Origin of the sequence: Paenibacillus sp. GD4 (assembly GCF_030846225.1) — a bacterium.
Classification (GTDB): Bacteria; Bacillota; Bacilli; order Paenibacillales; family NBRC-103111; genus Paenibacillus_G; species Paenibacillus_G silviterrae.
Genome location: NZ_JAVCYK010000001.1, coordinates 3616541 through 3640229 on the forward strand (window position 1 = coordinate 3616541; position 23689 = coordinate 3640229).

Below are 23689 nucleotides of genomic sequence, written 5' to 3' on the forward strand. Positions count from 1 at the left end.
TGATGCCGCATCATATAGTTAGTAAGGTGATGAAACGGGTAAGGGGTTTGCGAGCATGACACCTGCAGTAACCGGAAAAAGCAGAATAGTCCTACATGAACTGGCTTTTCATAAGGAAAATGATGACGAGATGCTGGTCGGCCGAACCGATATCGGTCACTATATCGCAATCCCCCTCCTGGGGTGGGAGGTGTTGAAGCATCTTCGCGAAGGGAAGACCATTGGTCAAATCGAGGCGTTGCTAACAGAGGAGCACAAGGAGCCCGTTGAGGTGTTGGAATTTGTGCAGGAGCTGATTACGGCGCATCCTTTTGTCAGAGAGCTTGACGGTGTCGTCATTCACGAACGTGTTCCTGTAAAAGAGCACTTGCCATGGATTCCGGCGTCCTGGGGAAGGATGCTGTTTCACCCCGCAGCTTTTACAGGGTATCTGCTGTTACTGCTGTTCACTATCACGGCTTTCGTGCTACAGCCGCACATCATACCTCGCGGAGAGGACTTTTTCTTTTCGCCGACATTACCGATGAATGTACTGCTTGCCTTAGGGGTATCGTGGCTTGTGTTGTTTTTTCATGAGCTGGCACATTTGGTTGCAGCCCGGTCGATTGGCGTAGCTAGCCGGTTCGGCTTCGGGCATCGGCTGGTTTTTCCGGTGGCGGAAACGGACATGTCCAATATTGTGGTCGTGCCGTACCGGCTTCGGTACCGGGCGTATTTGGCGGGACTGTGCTCCGACAGCGTGTTTCTGGCGGCGGCGACCGGAATTCAGCTGCTGCATCATGCGGGGGTTTTAAGCTTGGAGCCGGGCACCGTGCTGACGATAAGAATGATTGCCTTTCATGTGATGAATTTGATGCTGTTTCAGCTTTTATTTTTCATGAAGACTGACTTGTATTACGTAGTGACAACCTTCTTTCGCTGCAGAAGCTTGCTTGAGCATACGCAGCTGTTCCTCAAAAGCCTCATCCGGCGTGAATGCAGGGACGTATGGGAGACGCTGCCCTTCGGGGAGAGGAAGCTGATCCGCGGCTATGTCTGGTTTTATGCTGCAGGAGTCGTATTGACGGTGTTATGGTTTGTCTCGATTCAGGTGCCCGTTCTGTACCGCTTGGTGTCGGAGGCGGCTATCGTCCTGCAGTCGAAGCAGGTGTTTTCCTGGGGGTTCGCGGAAGGACTGCTGCTCATCGTCCTGTGCCTTCTGCCGGTGGGGCTGCTGTTATGGTCCTGGAGCCGGAAACGGCGGGGTGCGAAGGGAGGTGAACACCTTGAAAATAAAAGTTAAGCCGGTGCCGGCGATTCGTACAACAGGGATTTCTGTCAACTAAAGCATTATGAAGGTTAAGGAAGGAGGTGAGACCGCATGAAGAAAATCAAAATCAAGCCGGTACAGGAAGTAAAAACAACAGGTCTTGCGTTTAACTAAGAACAGATTCGGAACGGGGTGGACGAGAAGCTATCCCGTTCTGTTCATAATATAGGAGGTACGACGGGTGTGAAGCCTCAATTCAAAAGCATGTTATTCGTACGTACTTTAGCTAACGGAGCTCTTCGAATCGGTGAGACCTTCCCGGGAAGGGCCGTGGAGATCGAGGATGGGGACGGCTCGATCGGCAGGCTGATTCGGCTTATGGATGGCTCGCGTTCGATAACTCAGCTGCATGAGGAGCTGGTGAAGGACTACCCTGAGACAACAGTGGATGTTGTTGGAGAATGCATCAGGGAGCTGGACGGCCTCGGCTTTCTGGACGACCGGTCGGCTCTGGAAAGGTCGACCCTGAGAGGAAACGAGCTGGATCGGTTCAAGGCGAACTTGAATTTCTTCTCGTATTATTCGACGCTGGAGCAAAGTCCATGGGAGATGCAGGAACGGATCACGACTACCCGGGTCACCGTCATTGGCCTCGGAGCACTTGGCTCGGGAGTACTGCTGCAGCTGGCCGGCTGCGGAGTGAAGCGGATCCGGGCAATCGATTTCGATACCGTAGAGCCGAGCAATTTGAACCGTCAATTGTTATACAACGAACGGGACATCGGCCGACTTAAGGTGGAGGCGGCTGCGGAATTTATGTCGCGCTTTTACTCGGAAATGGAGCTGGAGACAAGGGTGGAGGAGATCCGGTCGGCTGACGATGCGAAGCGGGCGATCGAAGGCAGCGACGTGGTGGTGCTGGCTGCGGACCAGCCGCACTTTTCGCTGGAGCGGTGGGTGAACCGGGCTTGTGTAGAGCTGGGAGTACCGCTGATCGGCGGCGGAGTGAATGTGATCGAAGGTCAGTGCTACACGGTCATCCCGGTGCGAACAGGCTGTATGGATTGCAACCGGCTGAAGCAAAGCAGACTCTCGGAGGAGCACGATGCTTTCATTGAAGCGGTCCGTTCGTCCGGATTTCGTATGCCGAGTGCGGCGATTGCCGCGAACTATATGCTGCTCGCCGGAATGGTTTGCAGCGAGCTCGTTAAGTACGTGACCTGCATGGCTCCTATGATGACGGAGGGAAAGGTGATCTCGATGCACTTCGGCACCTTCGCTTGCCGGGAGGCAATGGATTTCCGTTCTCGGGAAGAGGGGTGTCCCACCTGTGGGCAAGGGAGTCCCGAGGAGGCTGCTGATGCTGAGGACGGGGATCTTCGTCTCCTTGAGTGTGGATTATGAGTACGCTCGCAAGGTCCTGGAATAAGGGTTCCGGGGCTTTTTTGCGTTAGATGAAAGGCTGTGCAGAAATATGTACATACAACTTGGAAGGGTGGTATAATGATGACAATACAAATTCACGCAAGTTCAAGTGAGGCTATGAGGTGAGCGGGTGTCCGATCAAAGACAACTTCCTAAATACATGCAATTAAAGCAAGAAATTATGAGCTGGTTTCATACGGGTCAGCTGAAGACCGGCGATCAGATGCCTACCGAGCTCGAGATTGCGGAACGATTCGGCGTAAGCCGGCAAACCGTACGTCAAACGTTCGGCGAATTGGAGCGCGAGGGCTGGCTGCAGCGTGTTCAGGGGAAGGGCACCTTCGTGTCGGTACCGCTGAACCGCCAGACGCAGGAGGTACAAACCGTCGGGATCATTACGACTTATATTTCGGATTATATCTTTCCCCATATCGTTCGGGGGGCTGAGGCGGCGCTGCGGGCACGCGGTTACCGTATGCTGCTCTCCAGTACGGATAACGACAAGGCCAAGGAGCTCGACAGCCTGCAAATGATGATGAGCCAGCCGCTGAGCGGCCTGATTATCGAGCCGACGCGCAGTGCCGAAGGGAACCCGAACCTGGCCCATTATTTGTCGCTGGATTATCACGGCATCCCGTATCTGATGATCAACGAGCGCTATGCAGAGATGGACTGTCCCTGCGTAAAGGTTGATGACGAATGGGGCGGATACTTGGCGGCGGAGCATCTTCTGCGGCTCGGCCACCGGAGAATCGCCGGATTCTTCAAGTCGGACGACCTTCAGGGAGTAGGGCGGCTGAAGGGCTTCATCCGGGCGCACCGGGAGCTGCAGGTTCCCCTGTCTCCGGAGCTTGTGGTTCACTACAAGACGGAGGAAAAGGGCACCAAGCCGTATGAAGCTGCCTTGGGGATGCTGGGTGCGGCTTCAGAACGGCCGACGGCCTTCGTCTGCTACAACGATGAGCTTGCCGTACTGCTGCTGGAGGCGATCCGGCAGGCCGGACTCAGCGTCCCGCAGGACGTATCGGTGGTTGGCTTCGACGATTCCCCGCTGGCGACGGCGACGGAGGTGAAGCTGACGACGCTGACGCATCCGAAGGAGGAGCTCGGTACGGCGGCAGCGGAGTGGATTATAGCCATGATTGAGAAGCGGCAGGTGAACCGCTCGGACAATAAGGTGTTTAAACCGGAGCTTATTGTACGCGAATCGACCCGGGAGCTGTGAATCCCGCTAGAAGGGAAAAAATGTATAGCCAATTTGTACGTACAAATGTATAATAAGGGATAGAAAGCGAGACGTTTGCGGAAAGGATGAAGTCAAGTTGTTAGAACAACTGAAGCAGGAAGTACTGGAAGCAAACCTGGATTTGCCAAGGTACGGATTGGTTACGTTTACATGGGGAAATGTCAGCGGTATCGACAGAGACAGCGGCCTTGTCGTGATTAAGCCGAGCGGGGTTCCCTATGAAGAGCTGAAGCAAGAGGACCTGGTGGTGCTGAATCTTCAGGGCGAGGTCGTGGAAGGGAAGCTGAGACCTTCCTCTGACACGCCGACGCATTTAGCACTTTACCGGGCCTTCCCCGGGATCGGCGGTATTGTTCATACCCACTCGCCGTGGGCGACGAGCTGGGCACAGGCAGGTCGCGGCATTCCGGCGTTAGGGACGACGCATGCGGATTATTTTTACGGAGAAATCCCATGTACCCGCCTGATGACCGAGGAGGAAATTCGCGGAGCCTACGAGCTCGAAACCGGCCATGTCATTATTGAGACGTTCGAGAAGCGCGGCCTGAATCCGGTGCAGGTTCCCGGCGTGCTGGTGAACTGCCATGCGCCGTTCAGCTGGGGTAAGAATGCTCACGATGCCGTCCATAACGCCGTGGTGCTCGAGGAAGTGGCGAAGATCGGACTTCACACGCTGCAGCTCAATCCTTCGATCGGAGCGATGGACCAGACGCTGCTGGACCGTCATTTTCTGAGGAAGCATGGGGCGAACGCGTATTACGGCCAGAAGTAATTTTATTGGGGAGGTTAAAGGCTCATGGGGAAGAAGTATGCAATCGGTGTGGACTACGGTACGGAATCGGGGCGTGCGGTGCTGGTGGATTTGACCGACGGCACGGAGGTAGCCGACCATGTGACGCCATATCCACACGGGGTGATTGACGAGCGGCTGCCGGAATCGGGCATGAAGCTGGAGCATGATTGGGCGCTGCAGCATCCTGCGGATTATATCGAGGTGCTGAGGCGGTCGGTGCCGGCCGTGCTGCAAGCCTCAGGCGTGAACCCGGACGATGTGATCGGGCTGGGAATTGATTTTACGGCATGTACGATGCTCCCGATCGATGAGAACGGGGAGCCGCTTTGCCTGCAAGCGGAGTGGAAGGACAATCCTCACAGCTGGGTGAAGCTGTGGAAGCATCATGCGGCTCAGGATGAAGCGAACCTGATCAACGATATTGCCGAGGCTCGCGGGGAAGAGTTCCTGCCTCGATACGGCGGAAAAATTTCGTCCGAGTGGATGATGGCGAAGGCATGGCAAATTCTGAATGAGGCTCCTGAGGTATATGCTCGTGCAGATCAGTTCCTCGAGGCGACGGATTGGGTCGTTTCACGGATGACGGGGAACATTGTCCGCAACAGCTGTACGGCCGGGTATAAGGCGATCTGGCATAAGCAGGAGGGCTACCCGGGCAAGGATTTCTTCCGTGCGCTCGATCCTCGGCTGGAGAATTTGACGGAGACGAAGCTCCGGGGCGAAGTGCTGCCGCTTGGCTCCAAGGCGGGCGAGCTGACGGAAGAGATGGCTGCGGTCATGGGGCTGAAGCCGGGCACGGCAGTGGCGGTCGGCAACGTGGATGCCCATGCGGCGGTTCCAGCCGTTGGTGTGGTCGAGCCGGGGAAGCTGGTTATGGCCATGGGCACGTCGATCTGCCATATGCTGCTCAGCCCCGAGGAAAAGCGGGTTGAAGGAATGTGCGGTGTTGTTGAGGACGGCATCATCCCGGGCTACCTCGGCTATGAGGCGGGGCAGTCGGCGGTCGGCGATATTTTTGCATGGTATGTGGATGAAGCGGTGCCTGCCTACGTGAAGGAAGCGGCGGAGCGCGAAGGCTTGAACGTCCATGAATGGCTGGAGCAGCGAGCGGCTTCGTATAAACCGGGCCAGACGGGCCTGCTGGCACTGGACTGGTGGAACGGGAACCGTTCCGTGTTAGTGGACGCCGACCTGACGGGCCTCTTGATCGGCTGTACGCTGCTTACGAAGCCGGAGGAGATTTACCGCGCTTTGCTGGAGGCCACGGCCTTCGGTACGCGCAAAATCGTAGACGCCTTCCACGAGAACGGCGTCGAGGTGCACGAGCTGTACGCTTGCGGAGGACTTCCGCAGAAGAACAAGCTGCTGATGCAGATCTACGCCGACGTGACGAACCGGGAGATCAAGGTGGCCGCTTCGAAGCAGACGCCTGCGCTTGGCGCGGCGATGTTCGGTGCTGTAGCGGCCGGAGCGGAGAAGGGCGGCTACGATTCAATCGTGGAAGCGGCGAGGAAGATGGCTCGCGTAAAGGACGAAACGTTCAAGCCGATTCCGGAAAACGTGGAAGTATACGAGAAGCTGTACCAGGAGTACAACCGATTGCATGATTATTTCGGCCGCGGAGAGAACGATGTGATGAAGCGGCTCAAGTCGATTAAAGAAGCGGCATTATAGGATCATATATTCCAGGGAGGTTATGGAAATGTTGACTAGCAAGCCTTATGTATTCTGGTTTGTCACCGGCAGCCAGCACTTGTACGGACCGGAAACGCTGAAGGAAGTGGAAGCGAATTCGCGTGTCATCACTGAAGGACTGGACCGTGATCCGGCGATTTCGCATCCCGTTGTGTTCAAGGAAGTACTGACGACGCCCGAGGACATTCGCCGCCTGTGTATCGAAGCGAATGCGGATGCCGAATGTGCCGGAATCATCACGTGGATGCACACCTTCTCTCCGGCCAAAATGTGGATCGCCGGCCTGTCCGAGCTGCGCAAGCCGCTGCTGCACCTTCACACGCAGTACAACCGCGATATTCCATGGGACAGCATCGACATGGATTTCATGAATACGAATCAAGCGGCGCACGGGGACCGCGAGTATGGTCACATCGGTGCTCGCATGGGCATTGCCCGCAAGGTGGTCGTCGGTTATTGGGAGGATCCGGCCGTGCGTACGCGGATCGGCGGCTGGATTCGGACGGCCGTGGCGCTGAATGAGAGCCGGGTCTTGAAGGTGGCGCGCTTCGGAGACAATATGCGTCAAGTAGCGGTAACCGAAGGGGATAAAGTCGAGGCGCAAATCAAGTTCGGCTGGTCTGTAAACGGCTACGGGATCGGCGACTTGGTTGCACGGATGCGGGATGTGAGCGATGCCGAGGTAACGCAGCTGTTCAAGGAATACGAGGAGCTGTATGTTCTGTCGCCGGAAGCGCGTGCGGAAGGCGCGGTGAAGGCTGCCATTCTGGAGCAGGCGCGCATTGAGCTCGGGCTGCGGTCGTTCCTTGAGGAGGGCGGCTTCGGCGCCTTCACGACGACGTTCGAGGACCTGCACGGCATGAAGCAGCTGCCGGGTCTTGCAGTTCAGCGCCTGATGGCGGACGGCTACGGCTTCGGGGGCGAGGGCGACTGGAAAACGGCGGCGCTTACCCGCCTGATGAAAATCATCGCCGGCAACGAAGGTACGTCCTTTATGGAGGACTATACTTATCATTTTGAGCCGGGCAATGAGCTCGTGCTTGGCGCCCATATGCTGGAGATTTGCCCGACAATTGCGGCGGATCAGCCGCGCATTGAGGTGCATCCGCTGGGCATCGGCGGCAAATCGGATCCGGCCCGCTTGATTTTTAACGGCCGTGACGGCGCTGCGCTGAATGCTTCTCTCATTGACATGGGCAGCCGATTCCGTTTGCTGATCAATGAGGTGGATGCGGTGAAGCCGGAGCGCGACATGCCGAAGCTTCCTGTGGCCCGCGTGCTCTGGAAGCCGCAGCCCTCGCTGCAGGAGTCGGCTGAGGCCTGGATCCATGCAGGCGGAGCGCACCACACCGTGTTCTCCTACAAGGTTACGACGGAGCAGCTTCGCGACTGGGCTGAGCTGACGGGCATCGAGTGCTTGGTGATTAACAAGAACACGTCGTTAGACGCATTCCGCAATGAGCTTCGGTGGAACGATCTATACTATCGGATGCGTTAGAAGGGCTGGGAACCGTGGGCACGTTGAATCGTGCTGCGGTTCCTTTTTTTGAGGGCGATGGCAAAAATGCGATTACAGCGCGAGAATACCACCCCAAACATCAGCATTGGAGGCCTGTAATGGCAAATTTCACATTACAGGCGGAACCATTGGCGAAATGCAGCGAGCTAGCCACTTCATGCCCTTAACTTTTCATGGCGCTAACGATTCACCACACAAATATTCCCGATCGTACCTGTCATACAACCGCTTGTCCATGCGCTATCTTGCCTTCCTGAACGAAGGGGATAAGCCCTGAAGGCCGCGGGAACCCCTAATACAAGCTCAATAAAATTCTCACTTGTCATGTGAGTTTGCCTCATGCTATAGTAGCAAGAATAATGTGGAAGGACTTCTAGGGATCCGGGCTCGGCCGAACCAAGCGAAGTCAAGCGCGGGCAATACCGTGCTACACCGTAGGTATAAAAGACCTCGGGCAAGTTCCGCCGTCACCGGTGGACGCTCGAAGGTCTTTTTTGCTTTACCTTGGTAAAATCAAACAAAAATGGAGGGGATTCACTTGACGGCGGTCATTGAAGTAGACCAATTAACCAAAGCTTATCGCGTCAAAAAGAAGAAGCAGGGCTTCCTTGGAAGCCTAACCTCGCTCGTTCGGGCGGAGGAGTACGAGAAGGTCGCTCTAGAATCCATCAGCTTCCAGGTCAAGCCGAAGGAGCGGGTTGCCTTCATCGGACCGAACGGAGCCGGGAAATCCACTACGATCAAAATCCTCAGCGGCATCCTGCATCCGTCAAACGGCCAAGGCCATGTGCTCGGCTACTGTCCCTGGAAGGATCGGCACAAGCTGGCCTATCACATCGGTACGGTGTTCGGGCAAAAATCGCAGCTCTGGTACCACCTGCCCGCCATCGATACCTTCGAGCTCATGAGCCGAATCTACGAAATCGACCGGGCCGATTTCCGCACCCGCCGCGACCAGCTGATCGAGCGGTTTGAGCTGCAGCCGTATCTGCAGACGCCTGTCCGCAAGCTCTCGCTCGGGGAACGCATGCGCTGCGAGATTGCGGCCGCAATGCTTCACCGCCCGAAGGTGCTTTTCCTGGATGAACCGACGATCGGATTGGACGTCAATGCTAAGCAGATGATCCGCGAGCTTATTCTTGAGCTGAACGAGCAGGAGGGCACGATTGTTTTTCTTACCTCACACGACATGGGGGATATCGAGCAGCTGTGCGACCGGGCGATGATCATCAATCACGGCAGCATCGTTCTCGACGAGAAGGTATCGAACCTGAAGAGATATTTGCAGCACAAAACGATCCGGCTTACGCTTCAGGATAAAGGGAGCTCCGCCGACCTGTTCGATCTGCCGGGAGTAGCTGTCCTCGCCAAAGGGACGCAAACGGACCTTCGAATCAACACGCAGGTGATTTCCATTGAGGATGTGCTGGGCTACATCGTTCAAAGGCACCGGATCTCGGATATTACGATTCAAGACCCTCCGCTGGAGGAAGTAATCGCACAAGTATATGCCGGTAAGGAGGCGCGGCAGCCATGAGCATGAATACGAATCCGAGGGCAGCTGCTTACAGCCCCATCCGCAGGGCGCTTCTGCCCAAATGGCTCAAATACCAGGCCGTCGGCCGCATTTCTCTGAACAATCAGCTGGCGTATGTAGCGGACTTTTTTGTTAGATCCATCTTTCTGACCGTCATAATGTACATCTTCATGCAGCTATGGACCACGACCTACCAAGGAGAAGGCACTCCTACGATCGCCGGGTACACCATTCAGCAGATCATCTGGTACATTCTGTTCGCCGAGGCGCTGACGATGGCCTTCCCCAGCCTGTCCACCCGAATCGAGGAGGAGGTCAAAAGCGGTGACGTCGGCTATAAGCTGACACGGCCGCTGCACTACATAGGCTATCACTATGCCGCCTATTTAGCGGAAGTTTACGTCAGGCTGGGCGTGAATCTTCTGATGGGGTGTCTGATCGGTACGGCCCTCGTCGGTTTTCCGTCTTTCGGGTTGGGCTGGGCGGGATTGCTGCTTATGAGCTTCGGCGCGATTACGGTGCATTTTACACTGAGCATGACGCTGGCGCTCTGTGCCTTCTGGGTGGAGGAAACGAGAGGACTCGAGTTCGTATATCATAAGCTGCTCTTCACGATCGGGGGCATGCTGATGCCCTTGGAGCTGTTTCCGGAGACGCTGCAAACGATCTGCCGATGGCTCCCTTTTCAAACCATCATGTACTTTCCGTCCAAAACGGCGGTTCGCTACGAGGATGTAAATCTTCTTCCCATGCTGCTCACGCAGGCGGCCTGGATTGTGATATTAGGCATAGTCGTTCTAAGCGTTTACCGGCTCGGCGTTAGAAAACTCAACGTTAACGGGGGATAGAAAAATGGCAGGAGGTTGCATATAATGGTACAACGATGGCTTGCGCTTGCCCGCTTTGTTTTCACCTGTTGGAAGCTCAATTTAGCAGGTGCAATGGAATTTCGGCTGAGCTTTCTGCTGACGGCGGGCATGATGGTGGTCAATAATACGGTATGGATCGTTTTCTGGGGGATTTATTTCTCGCGGTTCAAGGTGGTTAACGGTTGGGAATTCCAAGATGTGATGATGATGTGGGCGGTCAGCAGCGGAGGCTTCGGTCTAGCCGCTACATTATTCGGCAATACTTTTCGTATAGCGACGCTGGTGGCCGGGGGCCAGCTCGATATTTATTTGGCTCAGCCGAAGCCGGTGCTCCTGCATGTGCTGATCAGCCGGATGTCGGTGTCCGCGATCGGCGACATTTTGTTTGCGGTGACGCTATTCGTCATGTTCGGCGATACCTCGTGGCTCGGCGTACTTAAGTTCGTGCTCGCCATGCTGATTGCCATGCTGATCTTCATTTTCTTCATGGTAGGGGTGCACTCGCTCGCTTTCTTCATCGGCAATGCGGAGGGGCTGGCACATCAATTGTTCAATGCCATTCTGGCGTTCTCCACGTATCCGACAGGCATTTTCAGAGGGTGGGGGAAGCTGATGCTCTTCACGGTCATTCCGGCGGGCTTCATCAGCTACATGCCGATCGGCCTGTTGAGGCAGGTGGAGCCGCTCTTTCTGGGGCAGGCGCTTGGCGTCACGGCGCTATTGAGCTTGTTCGGTTTCGGACTTTTTCATTTGGGGTTAAAAAGATACAGCTCCGGCAACATGATAAGCATGCGGATGTAACAAACTGGAATCAGATGACGTCTAATCGTAGGAAGGAACGGCAACCGTTCTCCGGCATAAGGGCGTACATTTCAATCGAGAAGAGGAAACGGGATGCAGAAACATTGGTTTGCGCTGCATGGCGCTGTGTATATTTTATTCATTCAGGACGGCAAGCTCCTGATGCTTCGACGCACGAACACGAATTATGAGGATGGGAAAATGAGCCTTGTCGCAGGCAAGCTGGACGGCGGAGAGGAGGTCAAGGCCGCCGCCGCCCGTGAAGCCTGGGAAGAGAGCGGTGTGAAGGTGGATCCCGCAGATCTCGACGTGGTCGGTGTTATGCACCGGGCGTCGGATTCGGGGGAGTGGATGGATTTTTTCCTGAAAGCGAACCGCTGGGAAGGGGAGTTCTCCAACAAGGAGCCGCATAAATGCTCCGAGCTCGCCTGGCATCCGATCGACGATCTGCCTCATGACACCATCGCTCACGTGCGCAAGGCGGTGCATAATTACAGGAACGGCATATTTTACGATGGATATGGGTGGGATGGAACCAAGTGATGAAGCCGAATTTCATACCGAAGCCGATCGATAGGTCACCTCTGAGAACTGCGTTAGGGGTGACTTATTTTCGTTTGCGCAGGCGTCTGCAGTGGATGACGGGAGGACAGCGCTTCGCCGTGAAGCGGCAAGCCGAGCCGTTGCCTTACCGGATTGCATCTCATCGGACACCGCTGCTGCGGCAGCTCAAGGACGTGGATATGTGGCTGCAGCATAATAAAGTAACGAACCTGAGGATCGCTTCGGCACGGGTGGACGGAGTGATTTTGAAGCCGGGAGAGACGTTCTCTTATTGGAAGCTGATCGGCAAGCCAACGCGCAGGGATGGTTATGTGGACGGGATGATTTTACACAAAGGGACCGTTCGTACAGGGGTGGGCGGAGGGCTCTGCCAGCTGTCGAATTTGATCTACTGGCTGACGCTGCATACGCCGCTAACAGTGACTGAGCGGTACCGGCACGGCTATGATGTGTTTCCGGATGCTGGCCGGACGCAGCCGTTCGGCTCGGGGGCGACGTGCTTTTATAACTATCTGGATCTGCAAATCCGCAACGATACCGAAGAGGACTACCAGCTTCGGGTGTATACGAGTGAGACGGACCTGATCGGGGAATGGCGAGCTGTCCGTCCGGCTAGGTACCGTTATGAGGTTGTAGAAACGAAGCACTGGATTACCCAGGAGCTTTGGGGCGGTTATGTGCGTCATAATACCCTTTCCCGGCGGCGTTATGATGCGGAAGGACGATACCAGGAGGAGGAATTTGTAGCGGAAAATCATGCCATCATGATGTATGAGCCCTGTTTGCCGCAAGGATAATCACACCTCTACCTCCAATTTCCAACAATTTTATGAAGGCGGCGGGAGTAAAGTTATATACTTGTTCGACATTATTGGGTATAATGAAGGAACGATATAGTCCTAAGGGTGCGGCATCTTGTCGAAAAGGAGACACATCAGCTATGAAGGCAGAGTATATTAATCCGTTTCTTGAATCTGCTAGAATCGTCATCGAGCAAGTCGCTAATGTTCGGCCTACTACGGGTCAACTAGGTGTCAAAGACGTTATTTTTATTGAAAAATACATATGGATTCAGATCGGCATGACCGGTCAAATGCAAGGAGATATCGTATTCGGCCTTCATGAGGAAGCGGCCATTAAGATGGTGTCCGCTATGATGGGCGGTTATCCGGTTACCGAGATCGACGATATGTCCAAGAGCGCGATTTCGGAGCTTGGGAATATGATTAGCGGCAATGCGAGCACGATGCTGTTCAATCAGGGCGTGCATGTAGATATTACGCCTCCGAAGCTGCTGCACTCCTCCGATTCGGGCGGCGTCAACGCCAAGAAGGCGCTCACGATTCCGCTCTTTATGGAAGGGATTGGCGAACTGGATATTCAAGTGTTGATTGCTTAAGAGAATATCGTTTATGCTAAGTGGAAGTAATTCCCCGGCTGTTGCGGCTGAGGAAGGGCTCCACTTTTTTTGTTTGCTTTACTTTAAGGAGGATGAGCTTACATGAGTTATTTTCATAATAAAATCGCCGTCATTACCGGTGCCTCAAGCGGGATCGGGGCGATCATGGCTCAAATGCTGGCCGAACGCGGCGCGATTCCGGTTCTGATGGCGCGATCCGAATCAAAGCTGGCAGAGGTATCGGCAGGGCTTCGCGGGGAGCATGCGGTTTATCGGCTGGACGTAACGGATACGGACCAAGTAATGGCTGTAATGGATAAGGTGCTGGAGCGTTATGGCCGAATCGATATTTTGATCAATAACGCGGGGTACGGGGTTTTTGATAAGTTCATCGATGCATCGCTAGACGAGATCGAACAAATGATGGATGTGAACTACATGGGTACGGTGCGCTGCACCAAGGCGGTTCTGGGGCGGATGCTGCGGCGTCGATCCGGCCATATCGTTAACATTGCATCCATGGCTGGGAAAATCGGATCTGCCAAATCGACCGGTTACTCCGCTACGAAGCATGCAGTGCTCGGCTTTACCAACTGTCTCCGGCAGGAGCTTGTGGGAACGGGGGTAGGACTAACGGCCATCAACCCGGGACCGATCGACACGCCGTTCTTCGACATTGCCGACCCTTCGGGCAACTACGTAAAGAATGTAAAATGGTTCATGCTGAAGCCGGAGAAGGTCGCTGCGAAGGTACTGGAGTCCATTGAGCGGCGTACACCTGAGGTGAATCTGCCTTTGACTGCGGCTGCCGGTGTGAAGCTGTATCAATTGTTTCCACGATTGTTCGACAGGATCAGCTATAAGCTGTTAAATAAAAAATAAAAAATATGAGAAAAAACTCACAAAAAAGGATTGTCAAACCAAAGGTCCTAAGTTATAATCTAGGACATTAGGTAATATATGGAATTAAGTCATTTGATGTCGAAACTGAATCATTATTGATGACGGAAGCACCGCCATGAAACCGAGGGGATCCCCCTTTGTTTTGGTTGCGGTGCTTTTGTTATGAAAAAGGGGAGAGTCGTGATGATGGTTAAGAAAAAGAGAAAAAAATGGATTGCGATGATGATGAAAGCGTTTCGGAGATTGGCTGCCGGAGTGAATGCTGGCGTTCTGAGAGATTTGGGAGGAGGGGGACTACAGCGTACTGGCGGGTTATGCCTGTAATGAGGCGGATTATCGATTTGGGGCGGGACTATTTCACTAGGAGAGATGAACAATGAGAATGAGAAACCCATCTATGAAAACCATGTTTGCCTTGACGGCTTCGTTGGTGCTCGTACCACTGATTCATGCTGTACCCTCCATGGCGGATGAGAATCCTACCGGATTTGCCGATCTGCGTGATCATTGGGCTAAGCATACGGTGGCGAAGGCCATTTCCAAACAATATGTCGACGGATACAGCGACGGTTCGTTTCGGCCGGAGGATTACGTAAGCACGGCAGAGTTCATTAAAATGGTGGCTGCAGCGACCAAGCTTCCCGTGAACGGCACGGTAGAGGGCAGAGACTGGTATGTTCCGTATGTAAAAGCGGCGATAGAGAAGGGCATTGTGCGAGAGGATTCAATCCAGGGGGATACGATCAATAAGCCCATCTCGAGACTTGATATGGCGAAGATTGCTGTAAGAGCAACAGACCCTGCCCTTCAGCAGCCGCAGGTGAACCTTAACGATGAAGGGGCTATGTTCACGGCGGCAACCAAAGGATTGATTCAAGGGTTGCATAACGGGGAATTGGCCCCGAATGGCAGTACGACCCGAGCGCAGTCCGTAACGATCATCGAGCGCATCCTGAGCGTGAATAGCGGGGAGAAGCTGGAGACGGACAAGAAGGCTGTCGCTAATGCGGAGCTGGCATTTAAGCGGACCAATCTGTTCTCCATGATTCCGGTGTTTGGTGGGAAGCAAGGCCAGACGACTACGTGGACCCCGGACAAACTTGTATTAGAGACGGAGGATGGGTTGTTCCGAGGTGAGATTGACCAGGTGGTTGCTATTGATATGGCGGACCCTGATGACCCGAATCGGCATATGTTGGGGGATATTAGTGAGTTGCGTTGGTTTGCACCTGAAATTATTCATAACCATCCGTATGTGAAGGATTTTCCAGATAGCTATGTAATACTGGTGAAAAGCCATGTAGATTATGTTAAAGATACTCAAGCTTATAGTGAAATTGGTCGCGTTGGTTTTGCAATTTATGGTTTTGAGAGCCCGGATTACGAGGCTTTTTCCAATGGAACCTTAAATACGTTGGCGCAAGTCTTTAAAACTAGGCGTGGAGATATGCAAGCATTCATTTTACCGAAAACAGGGTTTTCAACAAAGAACAATATTTCCATTACACTTAGTGCTCCTGCAAGACCACCCGTGGAAAATTCTGCAAAAACTATTACTTCGATATGGGTACCAAAATGAGTAAAGTATGACAACAGTACTTTTATGAAGCATTGTCTACGTTTTATGTTAGACCCTTATATGTTCTTTAAAGGGGTGAAAATAGATTGATCTACATGAGTAGATCCCAAAAAAGAAAAATAAGCATCATAATGCTTATGGTAATGCTTTGTAATTCGCCTCTTACTCAGTTATTAAGTGAGGTATTAATAAAATCATTCGCGGCAACACCAGACTCGGTAATTACTCCAATAGGATTAAGTTACGGAGGAGCTACCTTGGTCGGAGATAAGTATTATTCCACCACCAGCTATTTGTCGGGAGGGACAATTAATATAACTGTTCCTGCGGGCAAAGTGATTAGCAAAATATTTCACGGCACACAGGATATTACACCTCCGGCTGCATTAGGGAGAAATAGCTATTCCGGTCTGGTTAACGATATTAACGGAACAATACGAAATGTTATCTCAGAAGAAAATACAAAAGGAGCTCAATTGTATTATGCATGGTATCGGTACATTCCGGGGGGATCCCAGGGCCAAAATTGGTATGCCGATGTGGAAAATAAGGATGGGAACATTGTTAAAATAAGCTGCGGACCGGACTATTTTGGTCCAGCCGTATACAGAAGGGGATCTACTGCTTCTACGGAATCCATTAATGGCTATTCGATGCCGACCCTTCCAGGATGTTCTTCCACGGATTTTTCGGAGCTGAAAGCACTTAGTCTATCCGTATGGAAGGAAAATCCATTTAAACTTAACGATGTTGATATACCTGACACAGCAGTAACAAATGTAGAAACCACTTCGGCCAGTGTCAATACTACTCTGCCAGTGCCGATCACAGGTCCCGATGATTCTCATTTTGGTTACCCTAGGCCAGGACTTATCAGTGACATAGAAGTTAAGCCTGACCCTAGCAATTCCAGTCAATTTCGGGTTTACTTCCAGCAGAAATTTGATAGCTTTAATCCCAATTTCGAATCATCCAAAGAACTCAGCAGTCCCCCGAATGGTGCAAAGGTCATCGTGTACTACGCAGCTTTTGTCATTGATTTGGCCGGGAAAACCTATGAATACGACAACGAAGTTCGAGTCGAATACGAAACCCCTCCAGTGGGAGCCAACCTTACAGTCAATGCCTTAACCGCACCTGCCTGCGTGGCAGTGGACACCCCCGCTAATTTCACCTTCAGCATCGCCAACACCGGTGGAAGTGACATTACATCACCGTTTCAAGCCAAGGTGGTCATTGACGGGTCTACTTACAGAACGTACAACTACACAGGGTTAGCGTCCGGAGATAGCAAAACGGAAACCTTCTCCAAAACCTTCGGCAGCACAACGTATTACCAAATCACTGTAGTTGTAGATTCCATATCCGGTGAATCAAGCACCTCAGATAACAGCAAAGGCATCTCGCTTCAACCAAAGGCCTCCTGCGGTGGCGGAGGAGGTCCTCCGATTCCGGAAACTGTAACAGGCGACTTCACCATCGAAAAAGTAACGATGCCTTACGGCCAGACCAACATGATGTTTCCGGTTGGGGTCTCCGTTACCGGGACAAGCGGCAGCACAACATGTGCGATCAGCCAGTTTGGGTTCATTTTCGAGCAGAACGGCGTGGTTCGAGACTATGTAGTGGCGAGGTCTTCGGCAAACACGCAAGGCTTCGCAGGACCTCCTTACCCTGGCGGGATGGGGGAGGGCTCCGTCAATGTCACGATGAAAATTATCACGACGTGCGGAACAACCAAAGTGGTCGGACCGAAGAGCTTCACCATCACCATTGCCCCAAACAACAACCCGCCATTCGGTTATCCCGGATGGTTTACAAGAGGGAATACGAATAACTTCCCCGCTATTGAAGAGGTCGTTGTTGGAAATTTCATCGATCTTGGCATCGTTAAGGATCGAATGAAGACGCCACAGGAGCCGTATGACCCGGAAGGAGATGGGTTCTTCCCAACGTGGGATTTTGCGGGAAGCGATGATCCGTGGATTCGAAATCTGGTGGATAAACATGTCGGCTATGGCTTTGATGAGCGAGACGAAAGATTTAGCAGCATTAAGGCCGACGTCTTAGGACCCCATACAGTCAAAATGAAACTGACGGATACGCGCGGGGCACAAAGCAGCTGGAGAACGGCAACGATCAATGTAGTCAAGCCCAATCCGATTGCCGTTTGTGATGCACCGGCGGAAATGAAGTCCAATCGACCGCTTGCACCTGCTGCCATCAACGCAGACAAGAGCCGAAGCCCGATGGGGCGGTCCATCGATCATTCGAGAGACGAGTGGATTAATAAACAATCGACCTACGTGAACAATACGGGCAGCGATATTACAGTTACCGTCACGCTGAACAAGGTCTATGACTCTGCCGGTTTAGTGTCGGAAAACTCGAGCAGCTGCAGCATCATCGTTCACCCGGATGTTCCGCCGATTGCCAGTATCAACGCACCGTCACTCGGTATTCGCGGCGAGGAATATGACATATTGAATCAGTCCTACAGCCCGGATGGCGATATTTTGACGCAGACGATCTGGTACATGAGATACGATGCCAACAACGACGGGACCTTCTCCGATGTGACGGAGCCATGGATGGAAGTAACGGGTACTTTGTCCAGGTATGTATTCAAACCGACAAAAGTAGGAAAATACAAATTTAAGCTTCGCGCCATTGAAGATTACGGTGCCTATGCCGAAGCGGAATCCGGCATTATGGACGTCATTAACCAGCCTCCGGAGGTATCCTTCGATCTATCGGGCAACAGTCCGAATCCGGATCTTAACCCGCCGCAGGCGTACCGGGCTTCAGATATAATGAGGACTTGGCAGCTCTTTGCATCCAATACGAATCATGCGTTAAGCAAAACGCCGACCTACAATTGGCAAAATGAGAGCGAGGCATTGCAGTCCGGAGCCGGCAAAGGGAAGGAGATTCAATACCACTATTGGAACATGATTTCAACCCCAGCCGGGTTCGCTGGAGCGACTCCGTATAGTTCGCCGTTTAACGATAATGGCTTTGGCAAAAACGGGGTTTCCGTTTATAAGGCCATGACGGCGCCGAATCCGGATTACTCTCAGCCCTTGCTGATCCCGGATTCGAGTGGTCAACCTAAAGGGCTTGTTTCGGGCGATACCAAAATTGAAACGGATAAAGTCCACCTCTACTTTCAATTACAAGGACGTTTCTATGCCTTAAACAAAAACAAAATAGGCCGGTACAAGCTGGAGCTTGTTTGGACGCAAACCTGTAGCGGATGTTTCCCTTCAGGACAATATGTTCACAAGTGGCTGGATGGAAGTCCCTATGATTACGTTTTGTCTTATCAAAATATTCCATTGAATATTTTAACTACTGGCGAGTCTGTTGACCAAAATTCTTTGAAGTTTGTTTTCGCTGAAAAGACGGTGTATTTGATTTTTAAGAAGAAGAAGCTGATTTCGGAATCTGAAAGTGAGGAGGGTGAAGTATACAGAACATACCAAGATAGTCTCATGGCTTGTACTTATAAGGCTTTGGATGGAGCCATCATCGGATGCTTTGAAGCCCCGGGTACAACCAGTCACAATATCGTCGCAAAAGACATTGTCGCCAAAGAAGACCATGTCGTCTTCTTATACGATAGTGATGGGTATTATTCGAACAATGGGTACTTTGGGAATCATTTCTACGAAATTGACCAGTACGGTAATGTGGTAAAAACAGGAGACATTTCCGGAAATAATCCGTGGGTTCCCGTGACCTATGAGGCCAAGTATGTACAATGGCCTTATACGGATAGACCGCTAAGCTACAGCCCTCCGAAATATGTGGACACGCAGTGCAGATTCTACCAAACGCCAACGCGGTATAAGGATCGGGACGGCAATTCGTACTTTTACGAGGAGAAGCAGTGCCTCACACCCGACGGCAGTACAATGAAGGGTTATACGGAATTCAACATGAGGGCTTATCCGGAGCTGGCGCTGGGGATTTACGTAGCCAAGTACGACAAGGATTACAAATTGGTGTGGAGAGCTAGGACCGGCGGCAATTCCTTAACTTTCAGCGCTGCTTATACGTACGATTGGCAGGAAAACATCAATACGATGATCGTAAATTCGTTAAACAATACGATCGTCAGTAAAACGCTCTATACCGTCGGCGGCTATTGGGGAGACAGCAGAACGATTGTCAACAACACGATTGATATGACAACGGGGGCAGTTGGGGGCTGGGGGGGACCGGTAGTTTCCGGGATGTCTACTACCATGCACGTGGACGGTGCCGGAAATTATGTTTCCGGGAATTGTCCATCCAATATCTATAACCAGTGTGCCGATCACAGCAGAGGCGGAGGCAGGATTCTTTCCGGAACGGTCGGGTTTGCGTCCAGTGCGGTGGAAACCGTCAATACCAAAGGGTTAGCCGAGTATATGGGCGATGGGCTGCTTGTGAGCGCCTGGATGCATTATAGCTGGGTAACCGGTTATGCAAGTCCGCCATATGGCCCGACGGTATACTGGATTGATAAGGGACCTGTTGCGGAGGCGGCGGCAGTTACGCCTAGATATCAATACGGGCAATTCTTGTCCGGGGAAGCAGCCGCAGATGCGGAACTGATGTTTACCTTTAAAGCCGAGCAGAACAAAATCGATACCGAGTTATTCGGCTATTCGTTCCGTGCCCAGGATGGTATGAACCGTTATGCTATAGAATTTGATGGGGCCAACGTGTTTCTTTCCAAATATATAAACAAAGCCAGGACGGTGATCGCTTCATCATCTTATAACATTCAGGACGGCAAGAGCTACAATGTAAAAATCAGGACCGTAGGCAGCACGATAAATGTTTGGCTTAATAAGGTAAACTACTTTGCTGATGTGGTGGATGAACAATTTCCTTTCAACGGCAGGTTCGGACCGTTCACGGATAAATCGTTCGTGACGTTCAGTGCCATGAGTATGAAGCCTTATGCGGAGACCGATCTATGGAATGCCGACTACGCAATTCTGGACGAGCAAACAGGACTGGCAGAGCTGAAATACGATAATGTTACATTCGATGATCCCGAGTCGGATCCGATGGCCGGTTCGTTTACGTGGAGCTATGTGCACAAACCGATGTTTCTTAACAATGGAGGTGTATCTCCATTAAGCGGCCGGAGCTACGCATCAGGGATGCCGACCTTCGACAGGGTGGGACAATGGGATGCCGCTTTAAAAGCAAAGGATGATCCGTATCCTTCTCCGGAGTATAAGTATCCGAATATGACCTTCGACGCTTACCGGAAAAACTCGAACACATTTAAAAAAAGCATTATTGTACACCGAAGGCCTGTAGCCGTATTCAGCGCCGTTATGAACACGGATGGCACGGTAAGCTGGACCGATACCTCTTACGATCCAGATCGTTATCATGTTCCCACGGGTCAAGTTGAGCCGGGTTATGAACTGAGCCGAGGGATTGTAGAAAGAAGGTATTGGTACATTGCGCCGGACGGAACGATATCCGATACGAAGCTGGAAAGGGTCGCGGATTCCGGAACGTACACGATCGGGCTGCAGGTGAGAGACGAATTCGGAGCCTGGTCTTGGCCGGAGACGGCGACCATCGATGTAGGTCTCAAGCCGAATCATCCTCCTAGGGCCGTTCTGACGTTCCCTACAGGATCGAAGGATACGCCGGACTTTTTGCCTGTTGGTACATCTCCGACTATCACGTGGAATCAGACGGACATTGACCCGGATACGACGTTTACGGCTTACGAGGTATATGTCGGTCAAATCGGAAGGGATTGGTGGGGAAAGGAGTACGAAAGCTCTATAGGTCCCGGTGTTAAGACCTTCAGTACCAAGGCGGAAATGTATAGCTACCTGGCGACTTTTACCGGGAATGCGACCTTGCAATATCACATCAAGATTAGGGTAAAGGATGAAACCGCTTGGTCAGCTTGGTCGAACAGCGGATATTTAGGCAGTCGGAGACCTCCTGTCGTTCAACTGACTTTCCCAAGCGGAACCTACGAGAATCCGACGCCGGTAGCGGATTTGCGTCCTGCCATCACATGGAATCAAAAGGATGAAGATACCGGGCGCATATCATATCAGCAAATTCGGGTTTGGACCGAGTACGGCACCGTTGTGGCAAGTGCGGATATCAGCGTCCCGGCTGCCGATAGAACCAGGTTGAGCGGCAGTTGGACGATGAATGTGGATGCCCCGCGGGCTTCGAAGCTGAAGGTTCAGCTCAGGGTAATGAATGAAAGCTCCGTATGGTCGGAGTGGTCCAATATTGGTTGGATGGTGCGTGTTGTTCCTGTACAATCTGCGTAGAAATACGCAGTAAAAACAGGGGGTTCTCCTGAACCTAACTCTATACGGAATGATCGGGTGAAATTCCCGATGTGTTAGAAAACTGGCTAACACTCCCTAATCTCCGATATGCATAACCGGACACCTCCGTTTATGTATAAAGCTCGGTGAAGTCGACGAAAACGTGACCTGAGAAGCGGTTAAGGAAGTAGTCGGGGGGCTATAAAGTGACTATGCTGAGAATGACTGTCCAAGATAGTCTGACGAACCTTTGAAGGGAAGGCTCGTAACCAAGAGGCATTCGAATCAAGAAGAATGCCGCTCCCGTTGAGGGAGTGTTACCGAGGGTAAACTGTTCATCCATGGAATACCTTCATGCGTCCTATAAGGGATGTAAAGTTCCGAGTCCTCCAGTTGCGGACGAAAGAATGGTAACCGGGTCATAGAAGGCAGCTAAGGTCATATGGAAAGCTAACGTATAGGGAACAGCAGAACCACAGCGGGAAATGGAAAGGGCAGGTGTACCCGATGTTCCTAAGCAAGGAGGAAATGCCTGCTGAAGCTGTGGGGCAGCAGCCTGTAGTAGTCCGAGAATGGGAAAGCCATTCACATGGCGAAGGGGCAAAGTCTAAGCGTTCATCATGCTTAGATGGAACGCCGTATGCGATGAAAAGTCGCACGTACGGTGTGAAGAAGGGGAAAAGGAAACCCTAACGTGAAGTCGAGGCGAATCCTTACCTATTTCTATAGTACGAATCAAGCGCCGACAGTGGCGATGTCCTGGCCGTGGAGCACCTCGGCCGCAAATCCTAATGTAACGAATGAGCAGCGCCCTACGCTAAGCTGGGTGCAGAATGATCCTGATCCGGGGGCGGTATTCGAGTGGTTCCAGCTCCAGATTACGGAGCAGGGAGGAGCCGGAGTGCTTGATACGGGGGTGCTGCAGATGAGCACCTCGGCGAATGAGGCCAGCTGGAAGGTACCCCATGACCTTCCGTTAGGAAAGCCGCTTGCCGTAAGAGTTCAGGTATGGGATCAGTACGGGGCAGGGTCAGGGTGGTCCGAATCCACCTGGTTATACGTGAACCGGGCGCCTGTAGCGGCCTTCGACTGGGTGCCCAAGCCGGCTTACGAGGGGGATGAGGTGCAGCTCGCGAACCGGTCCACGGATCCGGACGGAGATGCGTTGCAAGCTGTATGGCGAATCGTCGGCTCCGCATATGACGAGACCGGTGCCGGATGGAATGCCGTTATTCCGGCGGTACGAACCGATGGGCATCCGGGGGACTGGGTAGTAACATTAACCGTAACGGATGTTTACGGCTTAACCGGAACCGTGACGCAGATTGTTCCTATTGGCGATTTGACGCTGCAGGGCTTCGTTAAGCATACGGAACGCTGGGAGGAGAATCGGCGGAAGTATAATTTGCGACAGACGGGAGATGTGGAGCTGCCGCGGACAGCGGACAAGTTCTGGGCAGGAGAGTCCTTTGTGCTGCAGGCGGTGACAAATCAGCCGGCCTCCGGTGTGGAAGCACGGATGTCGCACCTGGAGCTAATGTCAACGCTTGCAGGGGATGGAGGTAAGACCGGTTGGAGTAGCTCCCTATACCGGGATGATTTCGAGCTGCTCCCTGACGGTCCGTATACATTTATGTTTACCGCGCGCTTCCCTAACGGGCACATCGAAACCGCCGCGGTTATCGTTCATATCCAAGGAGCTTGGACGGAATACACAAGCAGTGTCCGCAAAGAATAAATGAAAGCCTGGACGACCGGCGCGATGCTTTGGCCGGCGTTCAGGCTTTATTTTGCAA

Annotated in this window: 17 protein-coding genes; all 17 read left to right on the forward strand. The window is 52.6% G+C overall.

Features of this window, described 5'->3' with window-relative positions; all coding sequences use genetic code 11:
• Positions 1-55 precede the first annotated feature (55 nt).
• The 17 genes from RAC89_RS17565 to RAC89_RS17645 all read left to right on the forward strand — a co-directional run bounded on the left by RAC89_RS17565 (position 56) and on the right by RAC89_RS17645 (position 23631).
• Positions 56-1282 carry a hypothetical protein gene (locus RAC89_RS17565; protein WP_306615007.1) on the forward strand — a complete coding sequence of 409 codons (1227 nt, stop codon included), beginning with the start codon at positions 56-58 and terminating at the stop codon, positions 1280-1282.
• Between the two features lie 210 nt (positions 1283-1492).
• Positions 1493-2653, forward strand: a complete 1161-nt coding sequence (locus RAC89_RS17570; RefSeq protein WP_306615008.1) for a HesA/MoeB/ThiF family protein — start codon at positions 1493-1495, stop codon at positions 2651-2653.
• Positions 2654-2834: 181 nt separating this feature from the next.
• On the forward strand, positions 2835-3899 hold the full coding sequence (locus RAC89_RS17575) for a GntR family transcriptional regulator (protein ID WP_306615009.1): 1065 nt from the start codon (positions 2835-2837) through the stop codon (positions 3897-3899).
• 97 nt (positions 3900-3996) lie between these two features.
• Entirely contained in the window at positions 3997-4692 is a 696-nt protein-coding gene (gene araD, locus RAC89_RS17580; protein WP_306615010.1) for an L-ribulose-5-phosphate 4-epimerase, read from the forward strand.
• 24 nt (positions 4693-4716) lie between these two features.
• The gene (locus RAC89_RS17585) at positions 4717-6387 is read left to right on the forward strand and encodes a ribulokinase (RefSeq protein ID WP_306615011.1); all 1671 of its coding nucleotides are present in this window, start codon (positions 4717-4719) and stop codon (positions 6385-6387) included.
• A gap of 28 nt (positions 6388-6415) precedes the next feature.
• Positions 6416-7906, forward strand: a complete 1491-nt coding sequence (gene araA, locus RAC89_RS17590) for an L-arabinose isomerase (protein ID WP_306615013.1) — start codon at positions 6416-6418, stop codon at positions 7904-7906.
• A 544-nt stretch (positions 7907-8450) separates the two neighbouring features.
• Positions 8451-9464, forward strand: coding sequence for an ABC transporter ATP-binding protein (locus tag RAC89_RS17595; protein WP_306615014.1), 1014 nt, complete (start codon positions 8451-8453; stop codon positions 9462-9464).
• Positions 9461-10312, forward strand: a complete 852-nt coding sequence (locus RAC89_RS17600) for an ABC transporter permease (protein WP_306615015.1) — start codon at positions 9461-9463, stop codon at positions 10310-10312. Before RAC89_RS17595 ends, RAC89_RS17600 begins: the two co-directional genes overlap by 4 nt.
• A gap of 24 nt (positions 10313-10336) precedes the next feature.
• Positions 10337-11134 carry an ABC transporter permease gene (locus tag RAC89_RS17605; protein ID WP_306615017.1) on the forward strand — a complete coding sequence of 266 codons (798 nt, stop codon included), beginning with the start codon at positions 10337-10339 and terminating at the stop codon, positions 11132-11134.
• Positions 11135-11227: 93 nt separating this feature from the next.
• Positions 11228-11677: an NUDIX hydrolase gene (locus tag RAC89_RS17610; RefSeq protein WP_306615018.1), complete on the forward strand. Its 450-nt coding sequence runs from the start codon at positions 11228-11230 to the stop codon at positions 11675-11677.
• Positions 11677-12495, forward strand: a complete 819-nt coding sequence (locus RAC89_RS17615; protein ID WP_306616122.1) for a VanW family protein — start codon at positions 11677-11679, stop codon at positions 12493-12495. The genes RAC89_RS17610 and RAC89_RS17615 overlap by 1 nt, the downstream gene beginning before the upstream one ends.
• Positions 12496-12638: 143 nt before the next feature.
• Positions 12639-13097, forward strand: a complete 459-nt coding sequence (locus RAC89_RS17620) for a chemotaxis protein CheX (RefSeq protein WP_284644750.1) — start codon at positions 12639-12641, stop codon at positions 13095-13097.
• Positions 13098-13199: 102 nt separating this feature from the next.
• Positions 13200-13979, forward strand: coding sequence for an SDR family NAD(P)-dependent oxidoreductase (locus RAC89_RS17625; protein WP_306615019.1), 780 nt, complete (start codon positions 13200-13202; stop codon positions 13977-13979).
• A 204-nt stretch (positions 13980-14183) separates the two neighbouring features.
• Positions 14184-14324 (forward strand): hypothetical protein, encoded by a 141-nt coding sequence (locus RAC89_RS17630; RefSeq protein WP_306615020.1) that lies wholly within the window; start codon positions 14184-14186, stop codon positions 14322-14324.
• A gap of 73 nt (positions 14325-14397) precedes the next feature.
• The gene (locus RAC89_RS17635; RefSeq protein ID WP_306615021.1) at positions 14398-15579 is read left to right on the forward strand and encodes an S-layer homology domain-containing protein; all 1182 of its coding nucleotides are present in this window, start codon (positions 14398-14400) and stop codon (positions 15577-15579) included.
• Between the two features lie 1013 nt (positions 15580-16592).
• Positions 16593-21893, forward strand: a complete 5301-nt coding sequence (locus RAC89_RS17640; RefSeq protein WP_306615023.1) for a CARDB domain-containing protein — start codon at positions 16593-16595, stop codon at positions 21891-21893.
• A 694-nt stretch (positions 21894-22587) separates the two neighbouring features.
• Positions 22588-23631 (forward strand): glycoside hydrolase family 78 protein, encoded by a 1044-nt coding sequence (locus RAC89_RS17645; protein WP_306615025.1) that lies wholly within the window; start codon positions 22588-22590, stop codon positions 23629-23631.
• Positions 23632-23689: the final 58 nt, after the last annotated feature.

Excerpts from the sequence above, each read along its gene's own strand:
- RAC89_RS17565 (WP_306615007.1), top strand. The coding sequence starts at position 56 with ATGACACCTGCAGTAACCGGAAAAAGCAGAATAGTCCTACATGAACTG.
- RAC89_RS17575 (WP_306615009.1), top strand. The coding sequence starts at position 2,835 with ATGCAATTAAAGCAAGAAATTATGAGCTGGTTTCATACGGGTCAGCTG.
- RAC89_RS17585 (WP_306615011.1), top strand. The coding sequence starts at position 4,717 with ATGGGGAAGAAGTATGCAATCGGTGTGGACTACGGTACGGAATCGGGG.
- araA (WP_306615013.1), top strand. The coding sequence starts at position 6,416 with ATGTTGACTAGCAAGCCTTATGTATTCTGGTTTGTCACCGGCAGCCAG.
- RAC89_RS17595 (WP_306615014.1), top strand. The coding sequence starts at position 8,451 with ATGGAGGGGATTCACTTGACGGCGGTCATTGAAGTAGACCAATTAACC.
- RAC89_RS17600 (WP_306615015.1), top strand. The coding sequence starts at position 9,461 with ATGAGCATGAATACGAATCCGAGGGCAGCTGCTTACAGCCCCATCCGC.
- RAC89_RS17605 (WP_306615017.1), top strand. The coding sequence starts at position 10,337 with ATGGTACAACGATGGCTTGCGCTTGCCCGCTTTGTTTTCACCTGTTGG.
- RAC89_RS17610 (WP_306615018.1), top strand. The coding sequence starts at position 11,228 with ATGCAGAAACATTGGTTTGCGCTGCATGGCGCTGTGTATATTTTATTC.
- RAC89_RS17615 (WP_306616122.1), top strand. The coding sequence starts at position 11,677 with ATGAAGCCGAATTTCATACCGAAGCCGATCGATAGGTCACCTCTGAGA.
- RAC89_RS17620 (WP_284644750.1), top strand. The coding sequence starts at position 12,639 with ATGAAGGCAGAGTATATTAATCCGTTTCTTGAATCTGCTAGAATCGTC.
- RAC89_RS17625 (WP_306615019.1), top strand. The coding sequence starts at position 13,200 with ATGAGTTATTTTCATAATAAAATCGCCGTCATTACCGGTGCCTCAAGC.
- RAC89_RS17630 (WP_306615020.1), top strand. The coding sequence starts at position 14,184 with ATGATGGTTAAGAAAAAGAGAAAAAAATGGATTGCGATGATGATGAAA.
- RAC89_RS17635 (WP_306615021.1), top strand. The coding sequence starts at position 14,398 with ATGAAAACCATGTTTGCCTTGACGGCTTCGTTGGTGCTCGTACCACTG.